Consider the following 25,778-nt stretch of genomic DNA (forward strand, 5'->3'; position numbering starts at 1 on the left):
ACTCAGGCTGATATATAGTTCACCCCCTCGGCCCCCCTCACCACGAGTGCACACATGCTTAACAAAGGACTGTTCCTGGCCTGCGCGCTGGCCCTGCTGAGCGCCTGCGATTCCTCTGATAAACCCGCGGCACCCCCGGCGCCCACCGTGGCCACAGCGCCAAAACCGGCCAAGGCGGCGGTGGATGTGGCGGCGCTCAAGCAGCGTTATGCCGGGCGTGAGTTAAGCGTGGTGGACGTCTCCGAAGTGCAGCTCGACGGGGCCAGCACGCTCTCCGTGAGCTTTTCCATCCCGTTGGACCCCGACCAGAAGTTCGCCGACAAACTCCATTTGGTGGACAGCAAGTCCGGCAAGGTCGACGGTGCCTGGGAAATCTCCGACAACCTAATGGAATTGCGCCTGCGTCACCTGGAGCCGCAGCGCAAACTCGTACTCACCGTTGATGCCGGGGTGAAGGCGGTCAACGACAACACGCTCGCCGCCGAATACAGTGCCCGCCTGGAAACCCGCGACCTGCAAGCCACCGTCGGCTTCGCCAGCCGTGGCACCCTGCTGCCGACGCGTCTGGCCGAAGGCCTGCCGGTGATCGCGCTGAACGTCGATAAGATCGACGTTGAATTCTTCCGCATCAAGCCCGAGTCGCTGCCGACATTCCTCGCGCAGTGGGGGCGCAACACCAGCCTGCAAAGTTATGAGTCCCGCGAATTGCTGCCCCTGGCCGATCTGGTCTACGGCGGCCGCTTCGACCTGAACCCGGCGCGCAACACCCGCGAAACCCTATTGCTGCCCATCGCCGGCCTCAAGCAATTGCAGCAGCCGGGTGTGTACCTGGCGGTGATGCGCGCGTCTGGCACCTACAACTATTCCCAACCGGCCACGCTGTTCACCTTGAGTGATATCGGCCTGTCGGTGCACCGCTATGCCAATCGCCTGGATGTGTTCACCCAGGCGCTGGAAGGCGGCAAGGCGCTGGACGGGGTCGATCTGGAAGTGCTTGATGCCGATGGCCGTGTGGTGGGCCAGGGCAAAACCGAGAAGGGCGGCCACGCCGAGTTGCCGTTGCCGAAGAAGGCCCAAGTGCTGCTGGCCAAACAAGGCGAGCAAACCAGCCTGCTGCGCCTGGACAGCGCCGCGCTGGACCTGGCCGAGTTCGACATCGGCGGCCAACCGTCCCACCCGTTGCAGTTCTTTGTGTTCGGCCCGCGCGACCTGTATCGCCCTGGCGAAACCGTGCTGCTCAACGCCCTGCTGCGGGACAAGGATGGCAACGCCGTCAAGCCCCAGCCGGTGAGCGTCGAAGTGCGGCGCCCGGATGAGCAGGTGAGCCGCAAGTTCGTATGGGATGCCGACGCCTCCGGCCTCTATCAATATCAACTGCAACTGGCCGGCGAAGCACCGACCGGGCGTTGGCAGTTGGTGTTCGACCTGGGCGATGGCAAGCCACAGCTGTATGAATTCCTCGTCGAAGACTTCCTGCCCGAGCGTTTGGCCCTGGAACTCAAGGGCAGCGACACGCCGCTGAGCCCGGCGGATAACCCGGTGATTCAGGTCAACGGTCGCTACCTCTACGGTGCGCCGGCATCGGGCAATCGGGTCAGCGGCCAAGTCTATGTGCGGCCGCTGCGCGAGGCGGTCAAAGCCTTGCCCGGTTACCAGTTCGGCTCCGTCACCGAAGAAGAACTGAGCCAGGATTTCGAGCTGGACGAAAGCGTCCTGGATGCCAAGGGCCAGGAAGAACTGACCCTGGAAAGCAAATGGGCCGATGCCAAGTCGCCGCTGCAATTGATCGTGCAAGCCAGCCTGCAAGAGTCGGGTGGGCGGCCGATCACCCGGCGCCTGGTGCAACCGATCTGGCCGGCCGAGCAACTGCCGGGCCTGCGCGGGCTGTTTGACGGCAAGGAAACCAATGGGGATGGCCCGGCAGAGTTCGAAGTACTGCTGGCCAACCAGGAAGGGCAGAAACTCGCCGCGCAGAACCTCAAGGTGCGTCTGGTGCGTGAGCGCCGCGACTATTACTGGAACTACTCCGAGAGTGATGGCTGGAGCTACCACTTCAACGAGAAATTCCTCAACCTTGATGAGCAGACCCTGAACATCAAGGCCGGTGACACCGCCAAGGTCAGCTTCCAGGTGGAGTGGGGCCCGTACCGCGTGGAGGTTGAAGACCCACAGACCGGGCTGGTCAGCAGCCTGCGTTTCTGGGCCGGTTACCAGGCCCAGGACAACACCGAAGGCGGCGCCGTGCGCCCCGATCAGGTCAAGCTGGCGTTGGATAAACCTGCGTATGGCGATGGCGATACCGCCAACGTCACCGTCACGCCGCCCGCTGCCGGTAAAGGCTACCTGCTGGTGGAGTCCGCCGAAGGCCCGTTGTGGTGGCAGGAAATCGATGTGCCAGCTGAAGGTAAAAGCTTTGCGGTGAAACTCGATCCGAAATGGTCGCGCCATGACTTGTACGTGAGCGCCCTGGTCATTCGACCCGGCGAGCGCAAAGCCAATATCACGCCCAAACGTGCGGTGGGCCTGCTGCATCTGCCGTTGGACCGCACCCAGCGCAAACTCGGCCTGACCCTCACCGCGCCGGAAAAAATGCGCCCCAAACAACCGCTCACGGTGAAAGTTGCCGCCAAGAATGCCGATGGCAGCGTGCCTAAACAGGTGCATGTGCTGGTCGCCGCGGTGGACGTCGGCATCCTGAATATCACCGAATACCCCACGCCCGACCCGTACTCCAGCCTGTTCGGCCGCAAGGCCTACGGCGTGGACCAGTTCGACATCTACGGCCAACTGATCGAAGCCGGCCAAGGTCGCCTGGCCAGCCTGGCATTTGGTGGCGATGCCGCGTTGGCCAAGGGCGGCAAACGCCCGGACACCAGCGTAACCATCGTCGCCCTGCAAAGCGCGCCGGTGACCTTGAATGAGCAGGGCGAGGGCGAAGTCAGCGTCAACATCCCGGACTTCAACGGCGAGCTGCGCCTGATGGCCCAGGCCTGGAGCGATGATCGCTACGGCATGGCCGAGGCCAAGACGGTGATTGCCGCACCGCTGATCGCCGAGCTGTCGGCGCCGCGCTTCCTGGCCGGTGGTGACCAGACCACCTTGGCGCTGGACCTGTCCAACTTGTCGGGCAAGGCGCAAAAACTCGATGTGCAACTGAGCGCCGAAGGGCAGTTGGAGTTGGCCAGCAACGCCGTGCAAACCGTCGAACTCAAACAAGGCCAGCGCACCACCCTGCGTATCCCGGTCAAAGCCTGGGGAGGGTTGGGGCAGGGCAAGGTCAAGGTTACGGTCAATGGCTTGGACTTGCCGGGTGAAAACCTGCCGCCGTTCAGCCGTGAATGGACCTTGGGCGTGCGCCCGGCGTACCCGGCGTTGCTCAAGCAGTACCGCGCCGTACTTAAAGACCAGCCCTGGAGCCTGCCGGCGGGTGCGCTGGATCAGTTCGATGCTTCAGGGCGCGAAGCCCTGCTGAGCCTGTCGAGCCGCCCGCCGTTGAACCTTGGAGCACAGATCAGCGCACTCAAGGCCTACCCCTACGGCTGCCTGGAGCAGACCGCCAGTGGCCTGTACCCGTCGCTGTATGCCGATGACGCGTTGCTCAAGCGCCTGTCGATCAAGGGCGAGTCGGATACCGAGCGCAAGCGCAAGATCGAAATCGGTATCGAGCGCTTGCTGGGTATGCAGCGCTACAACGGCAGCTTTGGTTTGTGGGGCGCCGATGGTGAGGAAGAATATTGGCTGACGGCCTACGTCACCGACTTCCTGCTGCGCGCCCGCGACCAGGGTTTCGCGGTGCCGCCTGAGGCCCTGAAAAAGGCCAGCGAGCGCCTGCTGCGCTATGTGCAGGAACGCAACCTGATCGAAGTCGATTACAGCGACAACGCCGACCACACCCGCTTCGCCGTACAGGCCTATGCGGGCATGGTGTTGGCGCGCAGCCAGCAGGCGCCGTTGGGCGCGCTGCGCAGCGTCTTCGAGCGCCGCAGCGATGCGCGCTCCGGGTTGCCGTTGGTACAACTGGCCATTGCGTTGCAGAAGATGGGCGACCAGCCGCGTGCCGATCAAGCCTTGCTCTCAGGCCTGGCGGCGCAGCGCAATGCCAATGAATGGCTGGCCGACTACGGCAGCCCGTTGCGCGATCAAGCGATGATCCTGGCCTTGCTGGAAGAGAACGATCTGGCCAAGGGCAAGCGTGAGGAGCGTTTGTTTACCTTGTCGGACCAGTTGGCAGCCAGCCCGTACCTGTCTACCCAGGAGCGTAATTCGTTGTTCCTGGCCGGGCGCCTGGGGTTCGCCAAGCCGGATGCGAACTGGCAAGTGACGCTCAACGGCAGTGGCGGTGTGCATGAACTGAATAACCAACAGTCAACGCTGGAACTGGAAGGCAAGTTGCTCTCCGGCGACCTCAGCCTGAGCAATCAGGGCGAGGCGCCGGTTTACCAGCAACTGACGATCTCGGGTTATCCACAAGTGCCGCCGGTATCCGGTGGGGATAACTTGAGTATTCGCCGCGAATACCTGGGCATGAACGGCCAGCCGTTGAACTTGCGCAACCTCAACAGCGGCGACCTGGTGCTGGTGCATCTGGCGGTGAGCGCCAAGCAGCGCGTGCCGGATGCCTTGGTGGTGGACCTGCTGCCGGCCGGCCTTGAGCTGGAAAACCAGAACCTGGCGCAAAGCGCTGCGAGCCTGGAAAACGCCAGCAGCCAAGTGAAGGAATGGCGTGAGTCGATGCAAAACGCCTCGCTCAAGCACCAGGAATTCCGCGATGACCGCTACGTGGCGGCGCTGAACCTGGATGGCTATGGCACCACGCACCTGCTGTACCTGGCGCGTGCGGTGACACCGGGTACGTATCGGGTGCCGCCGCCGCAGGTGGAGTCGATGTATCGGCCGAACTGGCAGGCGGTGGGTGAGATCCCGGCAGACCTAGTCATCAAAGGCCGCTGATATCAGTATTTGAAATGCGGGCCAAATGTGGGAGCGGGCTTGCTCGCGAAAGCGGTGTATCAGTATCAGAAATGCTGACTGACACACCGCCTTCGCGAGCAAGCCCGCTCCCACAGGGAATCTGAGGTGTTTTTGGGATCAGTGCACGACCCAACTCAGCAGCCACAACCCCAGCATCAACCAGATCACCCCGATGATGATCGACGCCCGCATAAACGCCCGCACCGCCGAATACAGGAACAACAGCCCCACGATCAGGGTGACGATGCTGATGATCGAGGTGTCCATGCCCAGTGCACGGGACATGCCCTCGACAAAATCACCACCGGCGTTGGACAGCAGGTTGAACAGGCCGCTGAAGAATTCAACGATGTAATGGATGATGGAGCCGAGTGCATGGCCCAGCCATCCGAAAAAATCTACTTGCATAGGTGAGTCCTGTTTAAGGTGGGCGTATGTGTGTCTTTGGTTGTGATTGCTGGCGGCGAGTTCCCTACAAGCATAGAGGTTTGCCCGTTTGAGTTTGCGATTAATCAAGAGTGACGGATGTACTTGGTCTAATGTGGGAGCGGGCTTGCTCGCGAATGCGGTGGGTCAGTGACATCTCTGTTGCCTGACCCACCGCCATCGGGAGCAAGCCCCCTCCCACATTTACTGCGCTGGGCCTTGGGGCTCATGGTGTTAGTTTTGGCGCTAATGTGGCTCGCCGACCGCATCTGGCCTTTGCCCTTGCCCCAGGACGACCTCGCCCGCGTAGTCCTCGCCGAGGATGGCACCCCCTTGTGGCGTTTCGCCGATGCCAACGGCGTGTGGCGCTACCCGGTACAAACCCATGAAGTCTCGCCGTATTACCTCGACGCGCTGCTCACCTACGAAGACCGCTGGTTCTATCAGCACCCCGGCGTAAACCCGCTGGCGCTGGTGCGGGCGAGTTGGCAGAACCTGACCGGCGCACGGGTGGTGTCCGGCGGCAGCACCTTGTCGATGCAGGTCGCGCGTTTGCTCGACCCACATTCACGCACCTTCCACGGCAAGTTGCGCCAGCTCTGGCGTACCGCGCAGTTGGAGTGGCACCTGTCCAAGGAAGAGATCCTCAACCTTTACCTGAACCGTGCGCCGTTCGGTGGCACCTTGCAGGGTGTAGCGGCTGCGAGTTGGGCGTACCTGGGCAAGTCCCCGGCCCAACTGACCCACGCCGAAGCCGCGTTGCTCGCTGTATTGCCCCAGGCGCCCAGCCGTCTGCGCCCGGACCGTCACCCGCAACGCGCCCAGGAGGCCCGCGATAAAGTGCTGCGCCGCCTCGCCGAGTTCCAGGTGTGGCCGCAAAGCGCCGTGGATGAAGCCCTGGAAGAGCCGCTGCTGCTCGCCCCCCGGCTGGAGCCGAGCCTGGCGCCGTTGCTGGCGCGCCGCCTGAACCGTCCAGATAGTCCGCCGCTGATCCGCACCACCCTGGATGCCACCCTGCAACGCCGCCTCGAAGACTTGCTGCTGGGCTGGCGCGCACGCCTGCCGGAGCACACCTCGGCCGCGATTCTGGTGGTAGAAGAGGAAACCATGGCAGTGCGCGCCTACCTCGGCTCGGTGGATATCAACGACACCAAGCGCTTCGGTCATGTGGACATGATCAGCGCACTGCGCTCGCCGGGCTCTACCTTGAAGCCGTTCCTCTACGGCATGGCCCTGGACGAGGGGCTGATCCATTCTGAGTCCCTGTTGCAGGACGTGCCTCGGCGCTATGGCGACTACCGGCCGGGCAATTTCTCCATGGGCTTTACCGGCGCAGTGCCGGCGAGCACGGCGTTGTCCAGTTCGCTGAACCTGCCGGCGGTGCAGTTGCTGGAAGCCTACGGCCCCAAGCGCTTTGCCGCGCAGATGCGCATCGGCGGGGTGCCGCTGGCATTGCCTCCCATGGCCGAACCCAACCTGGCGCTGATCCTGGGGGGCGCGGGCAGCCGCCTGGAAGACCTGGTGAGCGGCTACAGCGCCTTCGCCCGCGACGGCAAGAGCGCGACGATTCGTTTGCAGCCGGATGACCTGCTGCGCGAACGCCCGATGTTGTCCCCCGGCGCCGCCTGGATTGTGCGACGTATCCTCAGCGGCCAGGCGCGGCCCGACCGCGACCCGCGTGCCGAGTTGGTACAGCGCCCGGTACTGGCCTGGAAAACCGGCACCAGCTATGGCTTTCGTGATGCCTGGGCGATTGGCGTGGGGCCGCGTTACTTGATTGGCGTGTGGATCGGCCGGCCGGATGGCACGCCGGTGCCGGGGCAGTTCGGCCTGGCCTCGGCGGCGCCGCTGATGCTGCAGGTGCACGATGTGTTGACCAACCGCGACAGCCAGCGCGGTATCAGCGCTCCCGTCAAACCGGTTCCAGCGAATGTGGGCGTGGCGGCGATCTGTTGGCCGTTGGGCCAGCCCGTGAGCCGCACCGATCCCAATTGCCGTCGCCAGCGCTTCGCCTGGACGCTGGACAACACCACGCCGCCAACCTTGCAGGCGTTGGACCAGCCGTTGAGCGTGGGGTTGATGGAAAACGTGTGGGTTAACGCCAAGGGGTTGCGGGTGGATGCCCATTGCCCGGGTGCAGAGCTGCGGAATATTGCCTTATGGCCAGCGCCGTTGGAGCCTTGGCTGCCTCGGATTGAGCGGCGTGAAGCGCGTATCCCGGCGGCAGACCCGGATTGCCCGCCACCGGCGCTGGCGGCGTCTTCGCCGTTGTCGATTGTGGGCGTGCGCGAGGGTGATCAACTGCGCCTGCCTGTCACGAGCCAGCAGGCGTTGCACCTGAAACTCTCAGCGTTGGGCGGCAGCGGGCGGCGTTGGTGGTTTCTCAATGGGGCGCCGTTGGGGGATAGCGCCAACCAGGACTTTATCAATGCCAGTTTCGAGCGGTTGGGGCGCTATCAGTTGAGTGTGTTGGATGAAGCTGGGCAGACGGCCAGGCTGGAGTTCAGTGTGGTTGACTAATCCCACTGTAGGAGCGAGCTTGCTCGCGAAAAACCAACAGGCAGCGCGGACAACCTGAAGCGCTGCGTTATCGTTGACGTTTTTTCGCGAGCAAGCTCGCTCCTACGCGTCCGCATTACGGACGCTTGCCTTCAAGCCCAATCCCCCCGAAGCTACTCACCTTCAGGAGCCCCGCGCATGAACCTCGAACACCTCACCGAACGCCTGCACCGTATCCGCGATAACAACGACTGGAAGCAGTTCCACAGCCCGAAAAACCTGGCCATGGNCCTTCAAGCCCAATCCCCCCGAAGCTACTCACCTTCAGGAGCCCCGCGCATGAACCTCGAACACCTCACCGAACGCCTGCACCGTATCCGCGATAACAACGACTGGAAGCAGTTCCACAGCCCGAAAAACCTGGCCATGGCCGCCAGTGTGGAAATGTCTGAGCTGGTGGAGATTTTCCAATGGCTGACCGAAGACCAATCCCGCCAGTTGCCCGCCGACAAGCTCGCCCATGCCGGGCAGGAAGTCGGCGATATCGTCTTGTACCTGCTGTTGCTGTGCAGTGAGTTGGGTCTGGACATGAACGAGGTGGTGCGCGCCAAGTTGGCCGACAGCGAACGGCGGTTTGCCCATGAGTGACCGTCATTTCGACCAACTGGCCACGCGCTTTGCCGAGAAGATCTACGGCGGTGCCAAGGGTGCGATTCGCCTGGCGGTGCTTCAGGCCGACCTGACCGAAGCCCTACCCAAACGCCCATTGCGGGTGTTGGATATCGGCGCGGGCCTGGGGCATATGTCGCTGTGGTTGGCGCAGCAGGGCCACCAAGTGACCCTGGCTGAACCTGCCGAGCCGATGCTCGAAGGCGCGCGCCAACGCTTCGCCGACGCCGGGCAAACAGCGACCTTTATCCACGCGCCCTGGCAAGACCTGCTCGGCCAACTCACCGAGCCCTACGACCTGGTGCTGTGCCATGCCGTGCTGGAATGGCTGGCTGAGCCCCATGCGATCCTGCCGGTGTTGCATCAACTTACGCTGCCCGGCGGCTGGTTGTCGTTGGCGTTCTACAACCGGGATGCGTTGATTTACCGTAATTTGCTCAAGGGCCACTTTCGCAAGATGCGCAAGAACGACATGGCCGGCGAGAAGCAAAGCCTCACCCCGCAACAACCGCTGGACCCTCGGGAACTGGCGGCGCAACTCGAAGGCCTTTGGCAGGTCGAAAGCCAAAGTGGCGTGCGGGTATTCCACGACTATATGCCGGTGGAGTTCCAGGCCCGCGCTGATCTACAGGACTTGTTGGAGATGGAACTCGCTCACCGTCGTCACCCAAGCTTTGCCGGACTTGGGCGTTATTTGCACTGGATCTGCCGTCCGGTTTAAGCGGCCCAGTCTGCGGAGGTCGAAATGCGTCGTCTCTGTTTGATCCTGTTGTCCCTCGGGCTGGCGGCTTGTTCCAGCCCAAACCCTTATGTGGCGGCTTCGGCGCCGATCCCGCCGGCGCCCGCCCAGGCGGCGAATACGTTTGATGCCAGCGCGTACCCTGCGCCGGTGCGCGACTATGGCGCCTATCGAAATTGGGCCTGGCGCAACGGCCAACTGCCGGCGGGCTCGGCCTGGGCCGATTCGGCGCAGATTGCCGAAGCGGTCAGCGGCGCCCTCGACCAGCGCGGCTTGCGCCCCTTGCATGACAACCGCCCACCCGACCTGCTGGTGAGCGCCGATGTGCGCCTGGAGAAGCGCCTCAAGCAAGTTCAGGATGACTACGGTTACGGCGGCTACAACCGTTATGGCAATGGCTACGGCATGTACAACTCGGTGCCGGTGGTGCGCACCTATGAAGTGACGGTGGCCGTGGTGCGGGTCGACCTGTTTGATGCGCGCAGCGGCCAGCCGGTGTGGAGCACCAGTGCCGAAACCGCCAGCAATGGCAGCCTCAGCGAACGCGCCGATGCCTTGCGCCAGGCCGTGCAAAAGGCCATGACGGCTTACCCGCCCAGTTAACCGCTATTCTCATCTCAAGCGCCGTTCGCTTTTTGGAGAAAACCCATGTTTGGTCGTATTGCTACGCTCGCTTTTGTCGTGCTGCTGGGTGGCTGCCAGACCAGCCAGGTCAACCACGATTTTGACGCCAGCCGGGACTTCGGCGCGTACCGCAACTGGGCCTGGAAAGACCCGGCGCTGCAATACCGCCCGGATGACCCGCGCATCAAGAGCGACCTCACAGAACAACGCATCCGCCAGGCCGTGGGCGAACAACTCGACCAGCGCGGCCTGCGCCCGGCTGCGGCGGGCACCAAGGCTGACCTGAACGTACAGGCCTACCTGATCGTCGAAGACCGCCAGCAGCAAGTCACCACCAACTACGGCGGCGCCTGGGGCGGCCCGTGGAACGGCTACTGGGGCGCGCCGATGTACAACGAGACGCGCAACATCACCTACAAAGTAGCAACGATCCAGATCGACCTGCTCGACGGCAAGGACGGCAAACTGGTGTGGCGCGGCAGTGACGAGCAGATGATGAGCAGCACGCCGAACCCGCAGGATCGCAGTAATGCCATTCGTACCACAATCACGCGCATTCTCTCCAGCTACCCCCCTCGCTAAAGACACTGCAGGGAAAATGTGGGAGGGAGCAAGCCCCCTCCCACATTTGTTGTATGCCCACCACATACCCGCCCAGCCTTGTCTACACTCCAACTCACCTACGGAGAGTAAGCGCTAAGGAGTGCTCGATGTCTCCCCGACTTCGTTCCAGGCAACGCGGTGCGATTGGCTTGATGGCGGCAGGTACCCTGGCGGTGGCCCTGGTATTTATGCTGCTGGCGGTGGACAGCGGCCGCTTGTACCTGGAAAAGCGCAAGTTGCAATCCATCGCCGACACCGCTGCGCTGGAAGCCGCCGGCCGTGGAGGCCTGTGCACCCCGACCACCACCGCCAACGACTACGCCAAGGAAAATGCCACGCGCAACGGCTTCACCGTGGTTGCCGGCGATACCAGCCGTGGCTTGGTCGTGACCTGCGGCACCCTGGCAACCAATGCCAGTAATATCCGCGTGTTTACCGCCGACGCGAGCAAAAACGATGCAGTGCGTGTGGTCGCCACCCGCAGCGTGATGTCCAGCATCGCTAGTGGTATCTGGAACATGTTCGGCGGCACGCCGGTTTCCTCGCAAACCACCCTGACCGCCACGGCGGTGGCCGCCAACGCGCCGCCGGTAGCGCAACTGACGATTCGCAGCAACCTGGCCACTCTCGACTCCTCAAAATCTGCGTTGCTCAACGCCACACTTGGCGGTTTGCTCGGCGGCAGCCTGTCGCTCACGGCGGCCGGGTGGACTGGGTTGCTGAACACCAACGTGAACCTGCTCAGTTATCTGGACCAATTGGCGGTGCAGCTGAACGTGAAGGCGGGGGATTACGATGCGCTGTTGAACACCGCCGTATCCGCCCGTGAGTTGATTGATGCCTCGGTGAAGGTGCTGCAAAAAAGCGGCGCGGCAGTCAGTGTCATCACTGACACGATTTCATTGAGTGCAATCGCGCCCAATACCCAATTGCTGAAAGTCGGCGACCTGCTGAATTTGGCCACGGGTACGCCTGCCGCTGCGTTGAACACCAACGTGCAGTTGTTTGGCTTGCTGCAAGGGGTGGCGCAACTGTCGAGTAACAAGAGCGCCGTGAGTGCCGCGGTGCAGGTGAACCTGCCGTTGCTGGGCAGCGTGGCGATCCAGACCAAAGTGATCGAGGCGCCCCAGTTGTCGGCCATTGGTAACCCGGCGAAGGCAAAGGCCGGGTTGAAGAACACCCCGGCGACTGACCAGATATTTGTGCGCACAGCCCAAGTCAGAACCTTGATATCGGTCGATATACCCGTGCTCAACACCGTGTCTGCGCTGGCTTCAGCAGTCACCAGCCTGGGGACGCCTGTCGCTGGTGTGGTCAATAACCTGCTGCACCTTAACCTCGCCGGTGTGGTGAGTTCGGTGCTGTGCGCGGTGGTGTGTGATTCCACGGATATCCAGATCGCGACCAAGCTCGATATCCTGATCGAAGCCGGGGGGGCAGAAAGCCATGTCACCGATTTCAGTTGCGTGAGTACCGCCACCAAGTCGCTGACCGTGCAGGCCACCACCACCGTGGCGACGCTGACGGTCGGTAGTATCGATGGGACGTCGGCGTTCTCGTCGTCGGCGGCGGTTGCGGTGCAGCCCATCCGGTTGATCGATATCGGCTCCCGGCATTGCACACTCATCATCCTTTGCGGTGCGCGCACGCCCAACGTGGGCGGTGGGCTGTTGTTGAAAGCCCAATCCAACATCGGTGCGCAGACGGGCACCTTGCTCTATGCGGCTCCCAACTACCTGCCCAACGAAATGAACCTGGCGCCGACTTACCAGACGCTGCCGGGCAGCGCCGATATCATTGCCAGCCTGAGCGGTACACTCACCGGCCTTCAAGTGACCTATGCGCCGCCCAGCGGGTCGGTTTCCAGTGGCTCGCTGGCGGGTGTCGCGGGCCTTTTGACCTCGATCACCAACATCCTGGTGGGGGCCATCCAAGGGCTGCTCTCGCCGATCCTGGACCCCATCATTAACACCCTCTTGAAGGCACTGGGCATCAGCCTGGGTAATGCTGATGTGGGCGCCAACCTCAGTTGCCATATGGGCCGGGCGTATCTGGTGATCTAAAGCACTGGCAACTCAATACAGAACTTTGCGCCTTCCTCGCCATTGGCGACGCTCAAGCGCCCGCCCATGTTTTCCACGATGCCATAGCTGACCGATAACCCCAGCCCCGTGCCCACACCAATGGGCTTGGTGGTGAAGAACGGCTCGAAGATCCGCTCCAACAATCGGGGGTCGATGCCGCCACCGTTGTCTTCGACCCAGATGCGCACATGACGGCTGTCGTGTTCGCAGTGCACGGCGATCCAAGGACGGAACTGCGGGTCTTTGTCGCGTTTGCCCAGCAAGGCATCCCGGGCGTTGACCATCAGGTTGATCAATACCTGTTCCAGTTGATCGACGTAGCCTTTGACCTGCACTACGAAGCCCGCCGGGGTGATGCGCATCTCCACGCCCTTGGCCCGTAGCCCTTCGCCGAGCAATGACAACGTACCTTCCAGCGCCTGCGCCGGGTCGAAGGGTTGTTGTTCGATCTCCGAGCGGCGCCCGAATACGCGCATATGGTCCACCACTCGGGCGGCGCGTTGTACCTGGGCGTCGATGCGTTGGAGTTTTTCGGTGAGGTAGTCGAGCTGCACATCACCGCTACTCAGGCGCTTGAGCACATTGACGACGGCCATGTGCATCACGTTCAGTGGCTGATTGATTTCGTGGGCCAGGCCGGTGGCCATTTCGCCCAGGGTGGCCATCTTGGCGCTTTGGGTCAGTTGTTGCTGGGAACGGCGCACTTCGGTGTTGTCGCGGCCCACGGCCTGCACTTCCACCAGCGCGCCGTGCTCATCGAATACCCCGCGATCCGACCACACCCACCAGGCGTTCTCGCGCCCGGGCAGTTGCAGGCTGATTTCGGCGGTACTCACGGGGAATTCCGCCGTCAACTGGCTGATGCGTTGTACAAAGGCCTGGCGCTGTTCGTCCGACAGCCAATGGCCGAGGTTCAGGCCGGGGAGTTGGCTGGGCAGGCATTCCAGGTAATTGGCCAGCGGGGTGTTGCCAAAGGTCAGGGTCAGGTCCGGTTGGTAACGGCAGATCATCGCCGGCGAGTCCTCCACCAGAATGCGGTAGCGTTCTTCACTCTGCCTGACGTGCTCGGCCGCCAGGGTGGCTTCGGTGACATCCAGCCACAGGCCCACCGCTTCCACGGGCAGGCCCAGGTCGTCGCGTAACAGCTTGGCCTCGTCCAGCAGCCAATGGTAATGGCCCTCTTTGTCGCGCAGGCGGTAGCGGCTGCGCACGGTGCCTTCGCGCAGCAGTTGGCGGGTGCGCTCAAAGTAGAGGTCGCGGTCGTCGGGGTGGATCAATGAGACCAGGCTGGTGTGGTCGCAGTCGGCCAGGGTCCAGCCCAGGAGCGGCAGCAGGCTTTCGCTGAAAAACGCCGGATGCAGGGCGCCGTTGACGTAGCGTTGCACATAGATCACCGCCGGAGAGCTGGCGATCAGGTTGTCCAGGCGCGCATGGGCGGCAGCGGCTTGCAGTTGCTGGTTCTTGATGTCGCTGATGTCGAGCATGAAGCCGACCCAGCGGCGGTTGTCACCCGCGCCCAGTACTTGGCCCTGCACGCGGTACCAGATGGGCGTGTGGTCGGCATCGCTGCCTTGCAGGCGCACGCTGGCCAGCAGCGGCTTGCCCAGGGCTTGCAGGTCTTGCAGGCGGCTGTTGAGTTCCTGGCGGTCGGCGGGGTGGATCAGTTCCAGCCAGGCACCCAGGTCCTGGCGGGTGGGTCCGTCTTCCTGGCCCAGGCTGCGCAATAACTGCGGGGCCAACTGGATCTGCTGGGTAGCCGGCAGCAACTCCCACCAGCCGGTGCCGAGCAAACCTTGCAAGGCCTCGACCCGTTCCAGTTGCTGGTGATGGCGCTGTTCCCGCAGGCGGCTGAGCAGCGGCGCGGCAAGGGCGGCGGTGAGGTTCAGCCAGTCGCGGTCACTGGTGTGCGGCTGGCCGTTGTAGAGGCCGCAGAGTAACCACGCGGCGACGCCCTGGCTGTCACGGTACGGCACCAGGAAGCCATCGGTATTGCCGAAGATGCTGTGCAGGCGCGGGTTGTCACTGCGCCCCTGGGCCAGGCTCAGCGGTGCGTTGCCGTTGGCGCTGTCCAGGCTGATCCCCAAGTGCTGGCCGGTTTGCCACAAGGTTGGCGCGTCATGGGCGGCGTATTGGCTGTAGATCCGCCAGCCCTGGTCTTCTTCATCCAGCAAGGCCATGGCCACGCAGGGAATGCGCCAGCGCTGGGCCAGGCTGCGCAGGTGTTCGCTGAACACCTCGGGCAGGCGGGCCAGGCTGCAGACCCGTAACTGTTCGCTCATCTGGCAGGCCATCACGTGATTGTGATCGCGTTGCTCGGCCAGTTGCCGGCCCGCGAGCAAGTCGCCGACGTCAAACAGGCGCAGGCTCCAGCCGTCACCGTCGGGCTCGATCCCGCCGCGGGTGTGCAGGGTCATCCCAGCAGCGCCCTGAAAATCCAGGTCCAGGGTTTGACGCTGCCAGTCAGCAGGTGAGCCTTCGATGCTCAGGGCGCTGCTGGCGCACAGCAGTTCCCGTAGCAGTGACCGGGTGTCGCCCAAGGCGTGTGCGGCCAGCTGCGAACGCAGGGTGCCGTTGATCGTCAGCACATGGCCCTGATGATCCAGTTGCAGCTGCAGCCCGGTAAGGTGCGCGACCGGCGTATCGAGAGCCAGGGTGCTGGTGCGGCCCAACAGGCGCCCGAAGAGGTTATCCCCCGAGGTCAAAATTGAAGGCTCGAACGGGCGGTGAGGTAAGTCGGCAGGTTCGGTACGGTGCCGACGCCGGGCACCACCAGCGCTGGAAACACCGAGTAAAGTTTGCTGGTGGGGTAGGTGATCGTCACTGTCAGGGTGAGGGGAGTGCCCACGTAGGTGGCGCTGACGTAGTCGGAGGAAAACTGGAAGCTGGGCGGGATCCAGTTCAACTGAGTGATCACGGTGGTTTTGGCGCGATCAGTAACCTGGGTCGTGTAATTGGTGCCTGCGGCTATCGGGTCCACCGCCATGGCCTGGCGCACGGCCTCTGCGGCCGCTTGGTTAAACGACTGCATCAACAACAGCGGCAGGCTATAGCTGATCAACCCATAGAACACGGCGAAAAAGATACCAAACACCAAGGCGAACTCAATCGCCGCAGCACCTTTTTGCTTTCTAGGCAGGCCTGTTTTCATGACTGCGTCTACCCTGACGGCTACTACTTGATATCAGCATAGAATCATTCAGCAAAAAGGGATGTTTTTTACGTGATCCATGGCGTGGTTTTGATGCTCTGGCTGGGGCTCTGTGCGGTGCAGGATAGTCGTCAACGGCAAATCGCCAATGCCGTGACCCTGGGGGGCGCGTTGTTGGCGCTGGTCTACCTGCTGTGGACGGGCACCACATGGCTGGGGGCGCCGGCCGGCGAGGGCGGCTGGGCCTTTGCCCTGGCGTTGCTGCTGACCCTGCCGGGCTATGTGCTGGGGCGCTTTGGTGCGGGGGATGTGAAACTTCTGGCCGCACTGGCGTTGGCCACCACCACCGACTATTTGTTGTGGTCGCTGATCGGCGCTGCGGTGACACAAGGGGCCTGGTTACTTATTAGTCAATGGCTTAGCAAGCGCCGTAGGGCACCGCTGGAAAAAGCGTCAACAAAGCAGCCTTTCGCACCGTTTGTATTGACAGGGTTTGCGCTCTATTGGCTTTGGATCCATTAGTCGCACAAGGCCTCTATCGCTATGTACATAGTCGGAAAGTAGGTCTACGTTTATTGAACAGGTGTGTAGGATTCTTCGTCGAAAAGGATCGGTCAAACTTTTGGCTTGCCAGGCATGGAGTAGCGCGTGAACAAGCTTACGTCAGCGGTGAAAGTGCTCGTTGTCGACGATCAACCCTTGATCGTGGAAGAGCTCTGCGAGTTTCTCGAAAGCAGTGGTTATCGCTGCGTCCCTTGCGAGTCCAGCCGGCATGCGTTGCAGCGCTTCAGTGAAGACACTGAGATCGGCCTGCTGCTGTGCGACCTACATATGCCGGACATGGATGGCATCGAACTGGTGCAGGCCATGCAGAAAGTGGCGGGCAAGCAGCGGGCGTTCGAGGCGATCATGTTGACGGGCCGTGCCGACAAGCAGGATGTGATCAAGGCCCTGCGCGCAGGGATCTCGGATTACTACCAGAAGCCCATCAACCTCGACGAATTGCTCGAAGGCCTGCAGCGCCAGGAAGCGGCACTTGAAGAGCGGCAAAAAGAGCTGCAACTGGGGCACCTGAACCAGAAGCTGCAATACCTCTCCGAATCCATCAATGACCTGTATCAGGACCTCGACAAGGTGCGCCGTAGCCCGAGTGCCGGGTTGGCAGACGACGGCGAATTTTCGGCGCAAGAGGCGGGGCCGGTGGAAATACCGACCATTTTCCACCAACTGTCGCCCCGTCAGCTGGACGTAGCACGCCTGGTCGGTAAGGGCCAGACCAACTACCAGATCGCCTGTGAGCTGGGGATTACCGAGAACACGGTCAAGTTGTACGTGTCCCAAGTGCTGCGCCTGACCCATATGCACAACCGCACCCAACTGGCGCTGGCGCTGTCGCCGAGCAATTCAGCGATGCGCCAGCGGGTGACTGCGCACTAGTTGCTGCGGCTGCTGCTGCCGCCTTTAGAGCCGCCTCCAGCCTGCTCGAAGTACTGCGGAATCGGATACTTATTGCTGTCCAGCCAGCGCTGCAAGGCCTGCTCCCGCTCTGCGGGGGTCGTGCGTTGTGGCGTTGCTGACGCTGCACGCCCATCAATCTGCAGGGTCAGCCAGTTTTCCGTTTCGGCCTGCTGCGGGGACGAAGGCCCGGGCTCGATGGCCGATGCCGCCAGCGGCAGCAGCGCCAGGCAAACAAGGTAATGGGCTTTCATGGGCAACTCCTTATTTGAGGGTCAGTGGCAGGGCATCGCTGACCGCCGCGACTTTGCGCGTTGCAGTTCTCGTGTTCTTGAGTTGCGCCGCACGTGATTGGGCATCGGTCACTTGCGCGGGGCTCAGGCCCAATTGGCTGACCACTTTTGCCGCCTGGCTCCAATCGTCCTGATAGATCAGCAAGGTCACCAGGTTGATGGCGGCCAACGGGTCACTTTGCTTAAGCTCGATGGCGGTCATGAACTCGAAGCGGGCTTCTTCCAGGCGCCGTTGATTGAGGTACACCACACCCAGGTCATTGCGGATTTTTTCATCGGTGGGCGCCAACTGCGCCGCACGTTGCATATGGGCAATGGCCTGGCTGTTGTCGCCCTTGGCCGCTGCCAGTTGGCCCAGGCCGTGTTCGCCTTCGGCAGTCATGCAGGTGCCCAACAGGCTGCGGTACAACGGCTCGGCCTCGCTGCGTCCCAGTAACCGATAGGCGCGGGCCTTGCGCTGGCGCACCTGGGGCAGGGAATCCGGCAGGTTTTGCAGGTTGGCCAGGCTGGCGTGCAGCTTGCCTTCGTTGGCCATGTCGTCGGCCAGGCTTAGCGCCAGCTCCTGGTCTGAACTGGGCTTGGAACAACTGCCTGGCGTGCCGAACGCTGCCCAGGGCGATTGGCCGTTGGTGGCGCACCCGCCGAGCATCAGCAGGGCCAGGCCGGCAATCAGTGCTTTCATCAATCTCTCCTTAAAAATGGCTTAAGGCACGGGCGATGCCAATAAAGGCCGGACCGCCCAGTACGATCAGCAACGCTGGAAACAGAAAAACCATCATCACCACCGACATTTTTGCCGACATCTTCGAGATGTATTCCTGCAAGCGGGTCAGGCGTCGGTCGTCGAGCAATTGCTTGAGGGCCAGTAAGGATTTCATCGCGCCTCCCCCCTGCAGGATCAGTTGCTGGAGAATGATGCAGGTGTCGGTGAACTCATCCACTTCCAGCAACCTTGCGGTCTTGCCCAGCTCTTCGCCCAGTTCCAGCCCGGAGTCGACCCGCACCAGGATCAGGCGCAGCTCGTGGGTCAGGTGGGGAAGCAAGCGCTGGGCTTCGTTGCCCAGCACGCGCAGTGACTGTTCAACCGCCATGCCCGACTCAAACAGGATGCGCAGCAGCGGAATGAAGGTTGAAATCTCCTTGGCGATGCTTTGCTGGCGGTGTTTGGCGGCAGCGGCAAGCACGCGTTTGGGGAGCAGGTAGCCGATGCCGAGCGCCATCATCGGGGCGATCCAGGCTGGGTCCACATGGGGAAACAGTATGCGTTGCCCCAGGATCGTCACCCCCAGCAGCACAATGGGCAAACCCAACTGAATGGCGGCAAACAGCGAGCGCTGGTTGGCTTTGCGCCAGCCGACCCGGTTAAGCAGGATCTGGGTTTCGTTGTCCAGGCTGACCGAGCGCTGGGCCAGGCGGCTACCACCCAGTTGGCGCATGAACGTGCCGAACTTGTGATCGCTGGCCATATGCCCCTGCAACCGCTCGGCGATCCGCCGCTCGCGACGGCGATGCTCAAGCAACTGGCCGCCCACCAATACGGCAGCGGCGAGCAACAACAGGGCACTGACCAGAAGAGCCATCTCAGACACTCCTCAGCATGCGCCACATGATGAACGTGCCGCCCAGGTCCATTGCCAGTGCCCCGAACAGCATGTAGCGCCCGGTGCCATCGTTCCACATGGTCATCAGGTAGCCGGGGTTGACCAGCATGAAGTAACCCACGATCAAGATGGGCAGCCCGCCCAGCACATAGGCGGTCATGCGTGTTTCGCCGGTCATGGCCTTGAGTTGGCGTGCGCCTTGTTCCCGCTCGCGGATCATTTTGATCAGGTTTTCCAGCAGTTCGCTGGCGTTGCCGCCGTAGCGATGGTTCACCTTCAGGCCCAGGGCAAACAGGCGAAATTCGTCCTGTTCGTAGAACTCGGCGAAGTCGCTGACCGAATCCGGCAGGCTGACCCCCATGCGCACGTTGCGTTGCACGCGGCCCATGGCTTCCTTGAGGGGGTCTTCAACACTTTCGATACCGCCCAATACGGCGTCAGCCAAGGTTCTGCCGGACTTGAGACTGCGCACGCTGTGGTCCAGCAACTGGGGCAGTTGTTCGACCATGCGCTGTACCCGCCGCTGGTAACGCCAGGCTATAAAGAGGCGTAGAACCAGGGGTGGCCCCACCAGCATCACCAGCAGGCCCACGCCATCGGCGACCAGGTAGCCCAGCAGGACGCTGACGGCCCAACCACTGAACCACAGGCCCAGGCGCTCTGTGGGTTTACCCAGGCCCGCGCGCAAAAACATGCGTTCCAGACCCGCCCAACTGGTGCTGGCTTCCTGAACCTCGGGTTGACCGTCGCCGAGGCGCTCCAGCACGCGGTCGGTCTGGGCTTTGCGCAAGCCGTTGTGAAATAGCCACAACGACAGGCCGATCAACATCAGGCAGACAAGCATCAACACAGGTCCAGTCATGCGGCGCTCCCTATGACTGCAAGGCCGATTCACGGCGCAGCTTATCGCCGGCAGGGTTGATGGCCTCGCGCAGGAACCCGAAGCCGGTGCGCCGGTCGAGCCGGAACAGGGTATTGGTGACATACACGTCGTCGCGTATGCCCACCACTTCCACCACTTCACTCACGCAGCGGCGGCCGTCGGGCATGCGCGTCAGTTGAACGATCACGTCCAGCGCGGCGCAGATCATCTGGCGCAGGGTTTTCTCCGCGATCACACGGCCGGTCAGGCCCACCAGGGTTTCCAGGCGCAGCAGCGCATCCTGGGCGTTGTTGGCATGCACGGTACTCATAGAACCATCGTGGCCGGTGTTCATGGCGGTCATCACATCGAGCACTTCCACGCCACGGATTTCCCCGAGGATGATGCGGTCGGGGCGCATCCGCAGGGCGTTGCGAATCAGGTCGCTGGACTTGACCTCACCATGGCCCTCGGCATTGGGCGGGCGGGTTTCCAGGCGCACCACGTGGGGATGGCCCAGTTGCAGTTCGGCCACGTCTTCGATGGTCACCAGGCGTTCATGGGGGTTGATCAACTGGCTGAGGATATTGAGCAACGTGGTCTTGCCGGTGCCGGTACCGCCGCTGATCAGGATGTTGCAGCGCTTGCCCACCGCCTCCTGGAAAAACTCGAAAATGCTTTGGTCGATGGTCTGCATGGCCACCAGGTCGCTGCTCTTGAGCATGTCCTTGCGAAATTTTCGGATCGACAGGCACGGCCCGTCCAGGGCAATGGGCGGGATGATCGCGTTGACCCGGCTGCCATCGGGCAGGCGCGCATCCACCATGGGCGACGACTCATCCAAGCGCCGGCCCAACGGCGCAAGGATGCGTTGCATCACGCGCTCCACGTGGTGATCGTCGATAAACCGCAGGTCACTTTGGTGCAGCAGGCCATCGCGTTCGATAAACACCCGGTGCGGGCCGTTGACCAGGATTTCTGTCACCGAAGGGTCGCGCAGCAGCACTTCCAGCGGGCCGAAACCGGTGAGCTCATCGACGATCTCTTCGGCCAGGCGTTCCATTTCATAACGCGAGATCGCCAGGCGCATGCGGGTGATGTATTCGGAGACTTTGTCGATGACAAATTGCGCCAGGGACTGGCGCGTGCCTTCCAGCAGGTTTTTGCCCGACTCCTCGATGGCATCGATGATGTAGCGGTGCAGCACCAGTTTCAGGCCATCGTGGTCGCTGTTGCCACTGACGGTACGGGCCGGGCCGCCAAACAGCTTTTCGCCGTTCATCGTCCCGACCCCAGGAACCGCTCGAACCAGCGCATCGAGGGTTTTTCCAGGCCTTCGGAGCGTTTTGCCAAGCGCTCGCCCAAAGTACGCACGGCTTGGGTCAGCGGTTCACGGGGGGCCAGTGCAAACAGGGTCTGGCCCTGGTTTTTCACGTTCAGGCGCAACTCGGCGCTCAGGGGCAGGACCGCGACGCACTCCAGGCCAAAGCTTTTTTCCAGGGCTTCGGTGTCGGGTGCACAGGACTTGATATAGCGATCCACCACCAGCTTGGCGTGTTCGAGTTTCATGCCTTTGTCGCGCCAGCGATTGAGCACCGCCAAGTTGCGACGGCAGTCCAGGACGCTCTGGTCGGCGCACCACAGCAGCTTGTCGCAGTGGCTGACAAAGGTGCGCAATGCTTCGCTGTCCGGTTGCCCGGTGATGTTCACGACGATGTGTTGGAAGTGTTGGCGCAGGGCGCTGAGCAACATGAACAGTTCGGCGGCGCTGGTGAGTTTGAGGGGTTCGTCACCGGTGGCGTACGCCAGGATGCGCAGGCCATCGGCGGTGGTGGTGAAGGCGCTGTTGATCAAGGTGGCATCCAGGCGGCGCAAGTGGCGCAGTGCGTCGCCGAAATTGAAGGTGCTTTCCAGGCCCAGCAGGGCAAGGCTGTCACTGCGCGGCAAGCCGAGGTCGAGCAACAGGGTTTGCTGGCCGCTCTTTTGCACCACCAGCGCCAGGTGGGTCGCGAGCATCGCGCCATCGGCGTTGCTCTGGGTGCCAAACAGCACGGTCAGGCCGCCCAACTGCGCATTGCTGGCCACCGGCGGCAGGCGCTTGCTTAGGCGTCGTACCAGGCCGGCCACTTCGCTGGAGCGCGAACCGTAGGCGACAAAATCCCGCGCACCGGCGCGCATGGCATTGAGTACCAGCTGGTTGTCCATGCCATCGCCCAGGGCGACCACGGCGAGCATCGGCTTGGCTTCCAGGGCGCCTTCGATCAGCGCGCTCTGGGCCACCACGTTTTCACGGTCCAGGCCCACGAACACCAGGTTGGCGAAGGTCACGTCCACCAACGCCAACAATTCATCAAGGCTGCCGGTGCCGGCACTCACCACCTGGCCAAGGGGCGCGAGGGCACCTTGGAGCCACTCCAGGTCGGTGGTGTTGCGGGTGATTGCCAGAAAGGTCTGGCTCAGGCTATCGCTCATTGGGACAGTCCCGTGCGGCGGTCGAAATTACCGTTCTCCAGGAAGAACAGGCGGTACCAGTTCGGGTCGTAGCTGCGCAGTTTTTCGCCGGGCAGGGAGGGCAGTGGAGCATTGGCGGCCAGGGGCTGAACCAGGTGCGGCGTAACGATCATCAGCAGTTCTTTTTCTTCACGGCTGATGGTGGAGTCGCGAAAAAATGCACCCAGGACCGGAATGTCACCCAGCCCCGGAAACTTGCCGATGGTGGAGCGGTTATTGGTGCTGATCAGGCCGCTGATCACAAAGCTCTCGCCGTCTGCCAGGGACACACTGGTGTCGGTGCGGCGCACGGTCAGCGCCGGCACCTGGATGCCTTCGATCTGCACCGCGTTGCTGTAGTCCAACTCGCTGACCTCCGGCGCGACCTTGAGAGTGATGCGGTTGCGGTCGATCACCGTCGGCGTGAGGGTCAGGCGGATGCCGAACTCCTTGTATTCGATGGAGATGCTGTCGCTGCCTGAACTGGGCACCGGGATCGGTACTTCACCGCCGGCGAGAAAGGTCGCGCTCTGGCCGCTCATGGCCACGAGGCTGGGCCGAGACAACGTGTAGGCGAAACCACTTTGCTCAAGGGCGTTGATCATGGCCGAGATGCGTCCGCTACCAAAGCCGATATTGAACGATCCATTGGTGACCGCCTGGCCGCGAAAGCTGTTGGTCGGCGCCACTGGTGCGATGGCGTTGCCGGGGCTGCCGAACAGAAAGTTGCCGCCCTGGCCGAACAACGACGTGCTGGCCTCCTTGAGTTTGGTCCGGCTGACTTCAACGAAGCGCACGTCGGTCTGCACTTGGCTGGGCAGCAATGGATCTTCCGAGGGCGACAACGCCAGGCTGGTCAGCGCCGAGGTGGCCTTGCCCTTGACGAATATCATGCTCTGGCGCGGGGCGTTGGCGCAGGCGGTCCATACCATCAGGCTGGTGGCGCCGGTGGTGACGCCGGTCAGCAGGAAATTACGGTCACCGTTGACCCGCACATCGGCGATCCGCGGGTCGCCAATGGCCAGGCGAGTAATCGGCACTGGCGATTGCAGCTCTTGTTGCAGGCCTTCTCCCACCTCGACCACGGCGGGCAGTTGGCCCAAGGCGCTGCAGTTGCCCGGCGCGGCCAGGGCCATGCCCACAGGCAGGCTCGACAGCATCAGGGCCCAGGCCAATTGCGTGAACACGGGTGCGTAGCGATGGCTCATTCAAGGCATCCTTGCTCGATCACGGGGTTTGTGGCGCCGCTTGGGCACCGCGAATCACTTCAATGCCTCGGCGCACGCTTGGCGCGCCACCGGCAGACGCGACTCTTTTCGGCGGGCCGGTCAGGGCCAGTTGAGTAAATTGGTAGAGGTCGCGGTTGGCGCTGGCGAGTTTTTCCGGCGCATCGGTTTCTCCAGCCCAGTAGCGACTGAGCAATTGTTCATCGGCACTGCGTACCGCCAGGCGTAAGGTGCCTGCTTGCGTGGCGAGCATCAGGCGACTCAACAAAGGCTCCGGCACGGCCAGCACCACGGTGCGTGCACCGGCGCGACGTTGAACGGCGGCTGCGCGTTCTTCGGGTGTGGCCGGCGGTGGGACGGCGGGTTGGCCATTGCTGTCCAGGCCCAGTTGGTCGCCGACGCTGAGCAGGCGCATGGCAGGGAGGACGATTTGAGCCGATTGTTCTGCGTTGAGGGCGTCCTGGCGCAGGAACAGCAATACATCTACGTAGTCGCCGGGGCTTAGTTGACCGCCGGCGCCAATCACTTCGTCTACAGCGACGGCCAGTGCGCGCTCGTCGGGGCGGATCATGCGGGCAAGGGGGCCGCCACCGCTGAAGCTCTCTTCGGTGAGCCAAGTGCCGGCGCCAAGGGTGCGCAGCGGCATGCGACCGATGGCCTGGTCGAGGTGGCTCAGGCTGCCGGCAGGCACGGTGCGCAGTTTTTCCACGGCCAGGTCGGCGGCGGTCAGCGGGACAAAAGGCGGAACGTCGTGCACCAGCACCACCACCGGTTGGCGGGTTTGGTCTTCGACGGTGGCGACGGTATTTTCAACGGAAACGACAGGTGCGACGGGAGCGGCGACAGGCTCCGGTTGACGACTCAATACCAGCCCCCAGTACCCGGCAATCAGCGCTCCGACCAACAGCAAGCCGGCCAGGACCATGCTGAGACGACTGTTCATGACGGCTCTCCCTTTCCCGTTGCACTACATGCTCGCTAATCCAAACGAGTTAATTCGCAACCTGGCTGTGATGAACATCTAACGATTTGGCTATTTGAAGGTAGCTCAGCTAGGACGAAATGCCATTACCCCGGGAAAAATTTATCTGAACTATAAAAGGCAACCTTTAGATGGCGGGTTTGTGGCGTCAACTTTACGACTAATACTTTGTGATTAATCCGTTATTACAGTTGTGAGGCTGGGGTTTGTTGACAATGCTCTAGTGGCACGCCGCAATTATCTGGTACTAGAGCCCTTCCGGCTTTCAGTGGCGTTCTTAGGGAGAAGTCTTATGTTCCTTGATCTGATGTTGAAGCTTTATGTCCAAACGCAAATATTCTTCCAGCGCAAAGACGGTGCGTCGGGTATTGAATACGCAATTATCGTGGCGATGGTTGCATTGGTCATTGTCGGGGCCGGCTCTGGGCTTGGAACTAAGATCAAATCGATCTTCGACAGTGTCGCCACTAAAATGACGACGTAAGAGCCTGTTATTTAATGTGGAAAACCCCCTCAGAAGTTCTCTCCGTCCAGGTATTGCCATGAGCGCCTCTTCGCCTTCCCGCCAACAAATTCTATTGGTGGACGACGAAGAGGACGCGCTTATTGAGCTCGCCGAGTCCCTCGAAAATGAGGGATTTGTGTGTTTTACCGCTTTATCTGTAACCGATGCGTTACAAGAATTGACACTTAACCCGGATATCGCCCTGATCATCACCGACCTGCGCATGCCCGAGGAAAGCGGCATCTCCTTGATCAAGCGCCTGCGCGAACACACCTCGCGCGCGCACCTGCCGGTGATCGTGATGTCGGGCCATGCCGAGATGGATGATGTGAGCGATATGCTGCGCCTGCAGGTGCTCGATCTGTTTCGCAAGCCGATCTACTTGGTGCGGTTGATCGATACACTGAACAGCCTGTTCCCCCTTGCCAAAGCCCGTTATTGACCTTGGACGCGCCGCTCCCATCCTGTTGAAATGCAATCAACTATGGGAGCTGGTTTGAACTGGCCTAATGAATTTGGACACATCAATAGGGCGCTATGATGGCGCCCAAACCCGAGGTGTGCAGATGATGCGAAAGTCCTATTCCAGCGAGTTCAAACT

The 25,778-nt window shown here is 62.0% G+C and carries 22 protein-coding genes; 11 read left to right on the plus strand and 11 right to left on the minus strand.

The features are described 5' to 3' along the window. Positions 1 to 54: 54 nt before the first annotated feature. Positions 55 to 4,950: an alpha-2-macroglobulin gene (locus ACLD1Y_RS16055; protein ID WP_429478859.1), complete on the plus strand. Its 4,896-nt coding sequence runs from the start codon at positions 55 to 57 to the stop codon at positions 4,948 to 4,950. A gap of 138 nt (positions 4,951 to 5,088) precedes the next feature. Here ACLD1Y_RS16055 and ACLD1Y_RS16060 read toward each other — a convergent pair whose 3' ends face one another. Continuing rightward, entirely contained in the window at positions 5,089 to 5,379 is a 291-nt protein-coding gene (locus tag ACLD1Y_RS16060) for a hypothetical protein (protein ID WP_429478860.1), read from the minus strand. Between the two features lie 225 nt (positions 5,380 to 5,604). Here ACLD1Y_RS16060 and pbpC point away from each other — a divergent pair, with 225 nt between their 5' ends. The 6 genes from pbpC (at position 5,605) to ACLD1Y_RS16090 (ending at position 12,594) form a co-directional block, all read left to right on the plus strand. Next, a complete protein-coding gene (gene pbpC / locus ACLD1Y_RS16065; protein ID WP_429478885.1) occupies positions 5,605 to 7,917 on the plus strand; it encodes a peptidoglycan glycosyltransferase PbpC in 2,313 nt (770 codons plus the stop codon). A 318-nt stretch (positions 7,918 to 8,235) separates the two neighbouring features. After that, entirely contained in the window at positions 8,236 to 8,544 is a 309-nt protein-coding gene (locus ACLD1Y_RS16070; protein WP_122487391.1) for a MazG-like family protein, read from the plus strand. Beyond that, positions 8,537 to 9,286 carry a methyltransferase gene (locus tag ACLD1Y_RS16075; RefSeq protein ID WP_429478861.1) on the plus strand — a complete coding sequence of 250 codons (750 nt, stop codon included), beginning with the start codon at positions 8,537 to 8,539 and terminating at the stop codon, positions 9,284 to 9,286. Before ACLD1Y_RS16070 ends, ACLD1Y_RS16075 begins: the two co-directional genes overlap by 8 nt. Before the next feature lie 24 nt (positions 9,287 to 9,310). After that, positions 9,311 to 9,907, plus strand: coding sequence for a DUF4136 domain-containing protein (locus ACLD1Y_RS16080; protein ID WP_429478862.1), 597 nt, complete (start codon positions 9,311 to 9,313; stop codon positions 9,905 to 9,907). A 45-nt stretch (positions 9,908 to 9,952) separates the two neighbouring features. Further along, the gene (locus ACLD1Y_RS16085) at positions 9,953 to 10,510 is read left to right on the plus strand and encodes a DUF4136 domain-containing protein (RefSeq protein ID WP_429478863.1); all 558 of its coding nucleotides are present in this window, start codon (positions 9,953 to 9,955) and stop codon (positions 10,508 to 10,510) included. 128 nt (positions 10,511 to 10,638) lie between these two features. Next, complete coding sequence (locus ACLD1Y_RS16090) at positions 10,639 to 12,594, plus strand: pilus assembly protein TadG-related protein (protein ID WP_429478864.1); 1,956 nt, start codon at positions 10,639 to 10,641, stop codon at positions 12,592 to 12,594. On the opposite strand, the gene ACLD1Y_RS16095 is transcribed toward ACLD1Y_RS16090, so the two are convergent. Then, positions 12,591 to 15,317, minus strand: a complete 2,727-nt coding sequence (locus ACLD1Y_RS16095; protein WP_429478865.1) for an ATP-binding protein — start codon at positions 15,315 to 15,317, stop codon at positions 12,591 to 12,593. The two genes, ACLD1Y_RS16090 and ACLD1Y_RS16095, sit on opposite strands and share 4 nt — an antisense overlap. Further along, positions 15,314 to 15,763, minus strand: coding sequence for a TadE/TadG family type IV pilus assembly protein (locus ACLD1Y_RS16100; RefSeq protein ID WP_429478866.1), 450 nt, complete (start codon positions 15,761 to 15,763; stop codon positions 15,314 to 15,316). The genes ACLD1Y_RS16095 and ACLD1Y_RS16100 overlap by 4 nt, the downstream gene beginning before the upstream one ends. Positions 15,764 to 15,835: 72 nt before the next feature. Here ACLD1Y_RS16100 and ACLD1Y_RS16105 point away from each other — a divergent pair, with 72 nt between their 5' ends. After that, on the plus strand, positions 15,836 to 16,285 hold the full coding sequence (locus tag ACLD1Y_RS16105) for a prepilin peptidase (RefSeq protein ID WP_429478867.1): 450 nt from the start codon (positions 15,836 to 15,838) through the stop codon (positions 16,283 to 16,285). A 126-nt stretch (positions 16,286 to 16,411) separates the two neighbouring features. After that, positions 16,412 to 17,200, plus strand: coding sequence for a response regulator transcription factor (locus tag ACLD1Y_RS16110; protein ID WP_429478868.1), 789 nt, complete (start codon positions 16,412 to 16,414; stop codon positions 17,198 to 17,200). Here the strand turns inward: ACLD1Y_RS16110 and ACLD1Y_RS16115 are convergent. The 8 genes from ACLD1Y_RS16115 to cpaB are packed head-to-tail and all read right to left on the minus strand — an operon-like array spanning position 17,197 to position 24,633. Beyond that, positions 17,197 to 17,472: a DUF3613 domain-containing protein gene (locus tag ACLD1Y_RS16115; RefSeq protein WP_429478869.1), complete on the minus strand. Its 276-nt coding sequence runs from the start codon at positions 17,470 to 17,472 to the stop codon at positions 17,197 to 17,199. The genes ACLD1Y_RS16110 and ACLD1Y_RS16115 overlap by 4 nt on opposite strands. 10 nt (positions 17,473 to 17,482) lie before the next feature. Then, positions 17,483 to 18,193: a tetratricopeptide repeat protein gene (locus tag ACLD1Y_RS16120; RefSeq protein WP_429478870.1), complete on the minus strand. Its 711-nt coding sequence runs from the start codon at positions 18,191 to 18,193 to the stop codon at positions 17,483 to 17,485. A 10-nt stretch (positions 18,194 to 18,203) separates the two neighbouring features. Further along, a complete protein-coding gene (locus tag ACLD1Y_RS16125; protein ID WP_429478872.1) occupies positions 18,204 to 19,091 on the minus strand; it encodes a type II secretion system F family protein in 888 nt (295 codons plus the stop codon). 1 nt (position 19,092) lies between these two features. Further along, positions 19,093 to 19,974: a type II secretion system F family protein gene (locus ACLD1Y_RS16130; RefSeq protein ID WP_429478874.1), complete on the minus strand. Its 882-nt coding sequence runs from the start codon at positions 19,972 to 19,974 to the stop codon at positions 19,093 to 19,095. Positions 19,975 to 19,984: 10 nt separating this feature from the next. Continuing rightward, positions 19,985 to 21,256 (minus strand): CpaF family protein, encoded by a 1,272-nt coding sequence (locus ACLD1Y_RS16135; protein WP_429478875.1) that lies wholly within the window; start codon positions 21,254 to 21,256, stop codon positions 19,985 to 19,987. Continuing rightward, positions 21,253 to 22,446, minus strand: a complete 1,194-nt coding sequence (locus ACLD1Y_RS16140; RefSeq protein WP_429478876.1) for a pilus assembly protein — start codon at positions 22,444 to 22,446, stop codon at positions 21,253 to 21,255. The genes ACLD1Y_RS16135 and ACLD1Y_RS16140 overlap by 4 nt, the downstream gene beginning before the upstream one ends. Next, a complete protein-coding gene (locus ACLD1Y_RS16145; protein ID WP_429478877.1) occupies positions 22,443 to 23,672 on the minus strand; it encodes a type II and III secretion system protein family protein in 1,230 nt (409 codons plus the stop codon). The genes ACLD1Y_RS16140 and ACLD1Y_RS16145 overlap by 4 nt, the downstream gene beginning before the upstream one ends. A gap of 19 nt (positions 23,673 to 23,691) precedes the next feature. Then, positions 23,692 to 24,633, minus strand: a complete 942-nt coding sequence (cpaB, locus tag ACLD1Y_RS16150) for a Flp pilus assembly protein CpaB (protein ID WP_429478878.1) — start codon at positions 24,631 to 24,633, stop codon at positions 23,692 to 23,694. A gap of 331 nt (positions 24,634 to 24,964) precedes the next feature. Here cpaB and ACLD1Y_RS16155 point away from each other — a divergent pair, with 331 nt between their 5' ends. Both ACLD1Y_RS16155 and ACLD1Y_RS16160 read left to right on the plus strand, forming a co-directional pair. Next, positions 24,965 to 25,156 (plus strand): Flp family type IVb pilin, encoded by a 192-nt coding sequence (locus tag ACLD1Y_RS16155; protein ID WP_135291529.1) that lies wholly within the window; start codon positions 24,965 to 24,967, stop codon positions 25,154 to 25,156. A 58-nt stretch (positions 25,157 to 25,214) separates the two neighbouring features. Beyond that, positions 25,215 to 25,619 carry a response regulator gene (locus tag ACLD1Y_RS16160; protein ID WP_429478879.1) on the plus strand — a complete coding sequence of 135 codons (405 nt, stop codon included), beginning with the start codon at positions 25,215 to 25,217 and terminating at the stop codon, positions 25,617 to 25,619. Positions 25,620 to 25,778: the final 159 nt, after the last annotated feature.

Source organism: Pseudomonas sp. 18175, from assembly GCF_050432925.1.
GTDB lineage: Bacteria > Pseudomonadota > Gammaproteobacteria > Pseudomonadales > Pseudomonadaceae > Aquipseudomonas.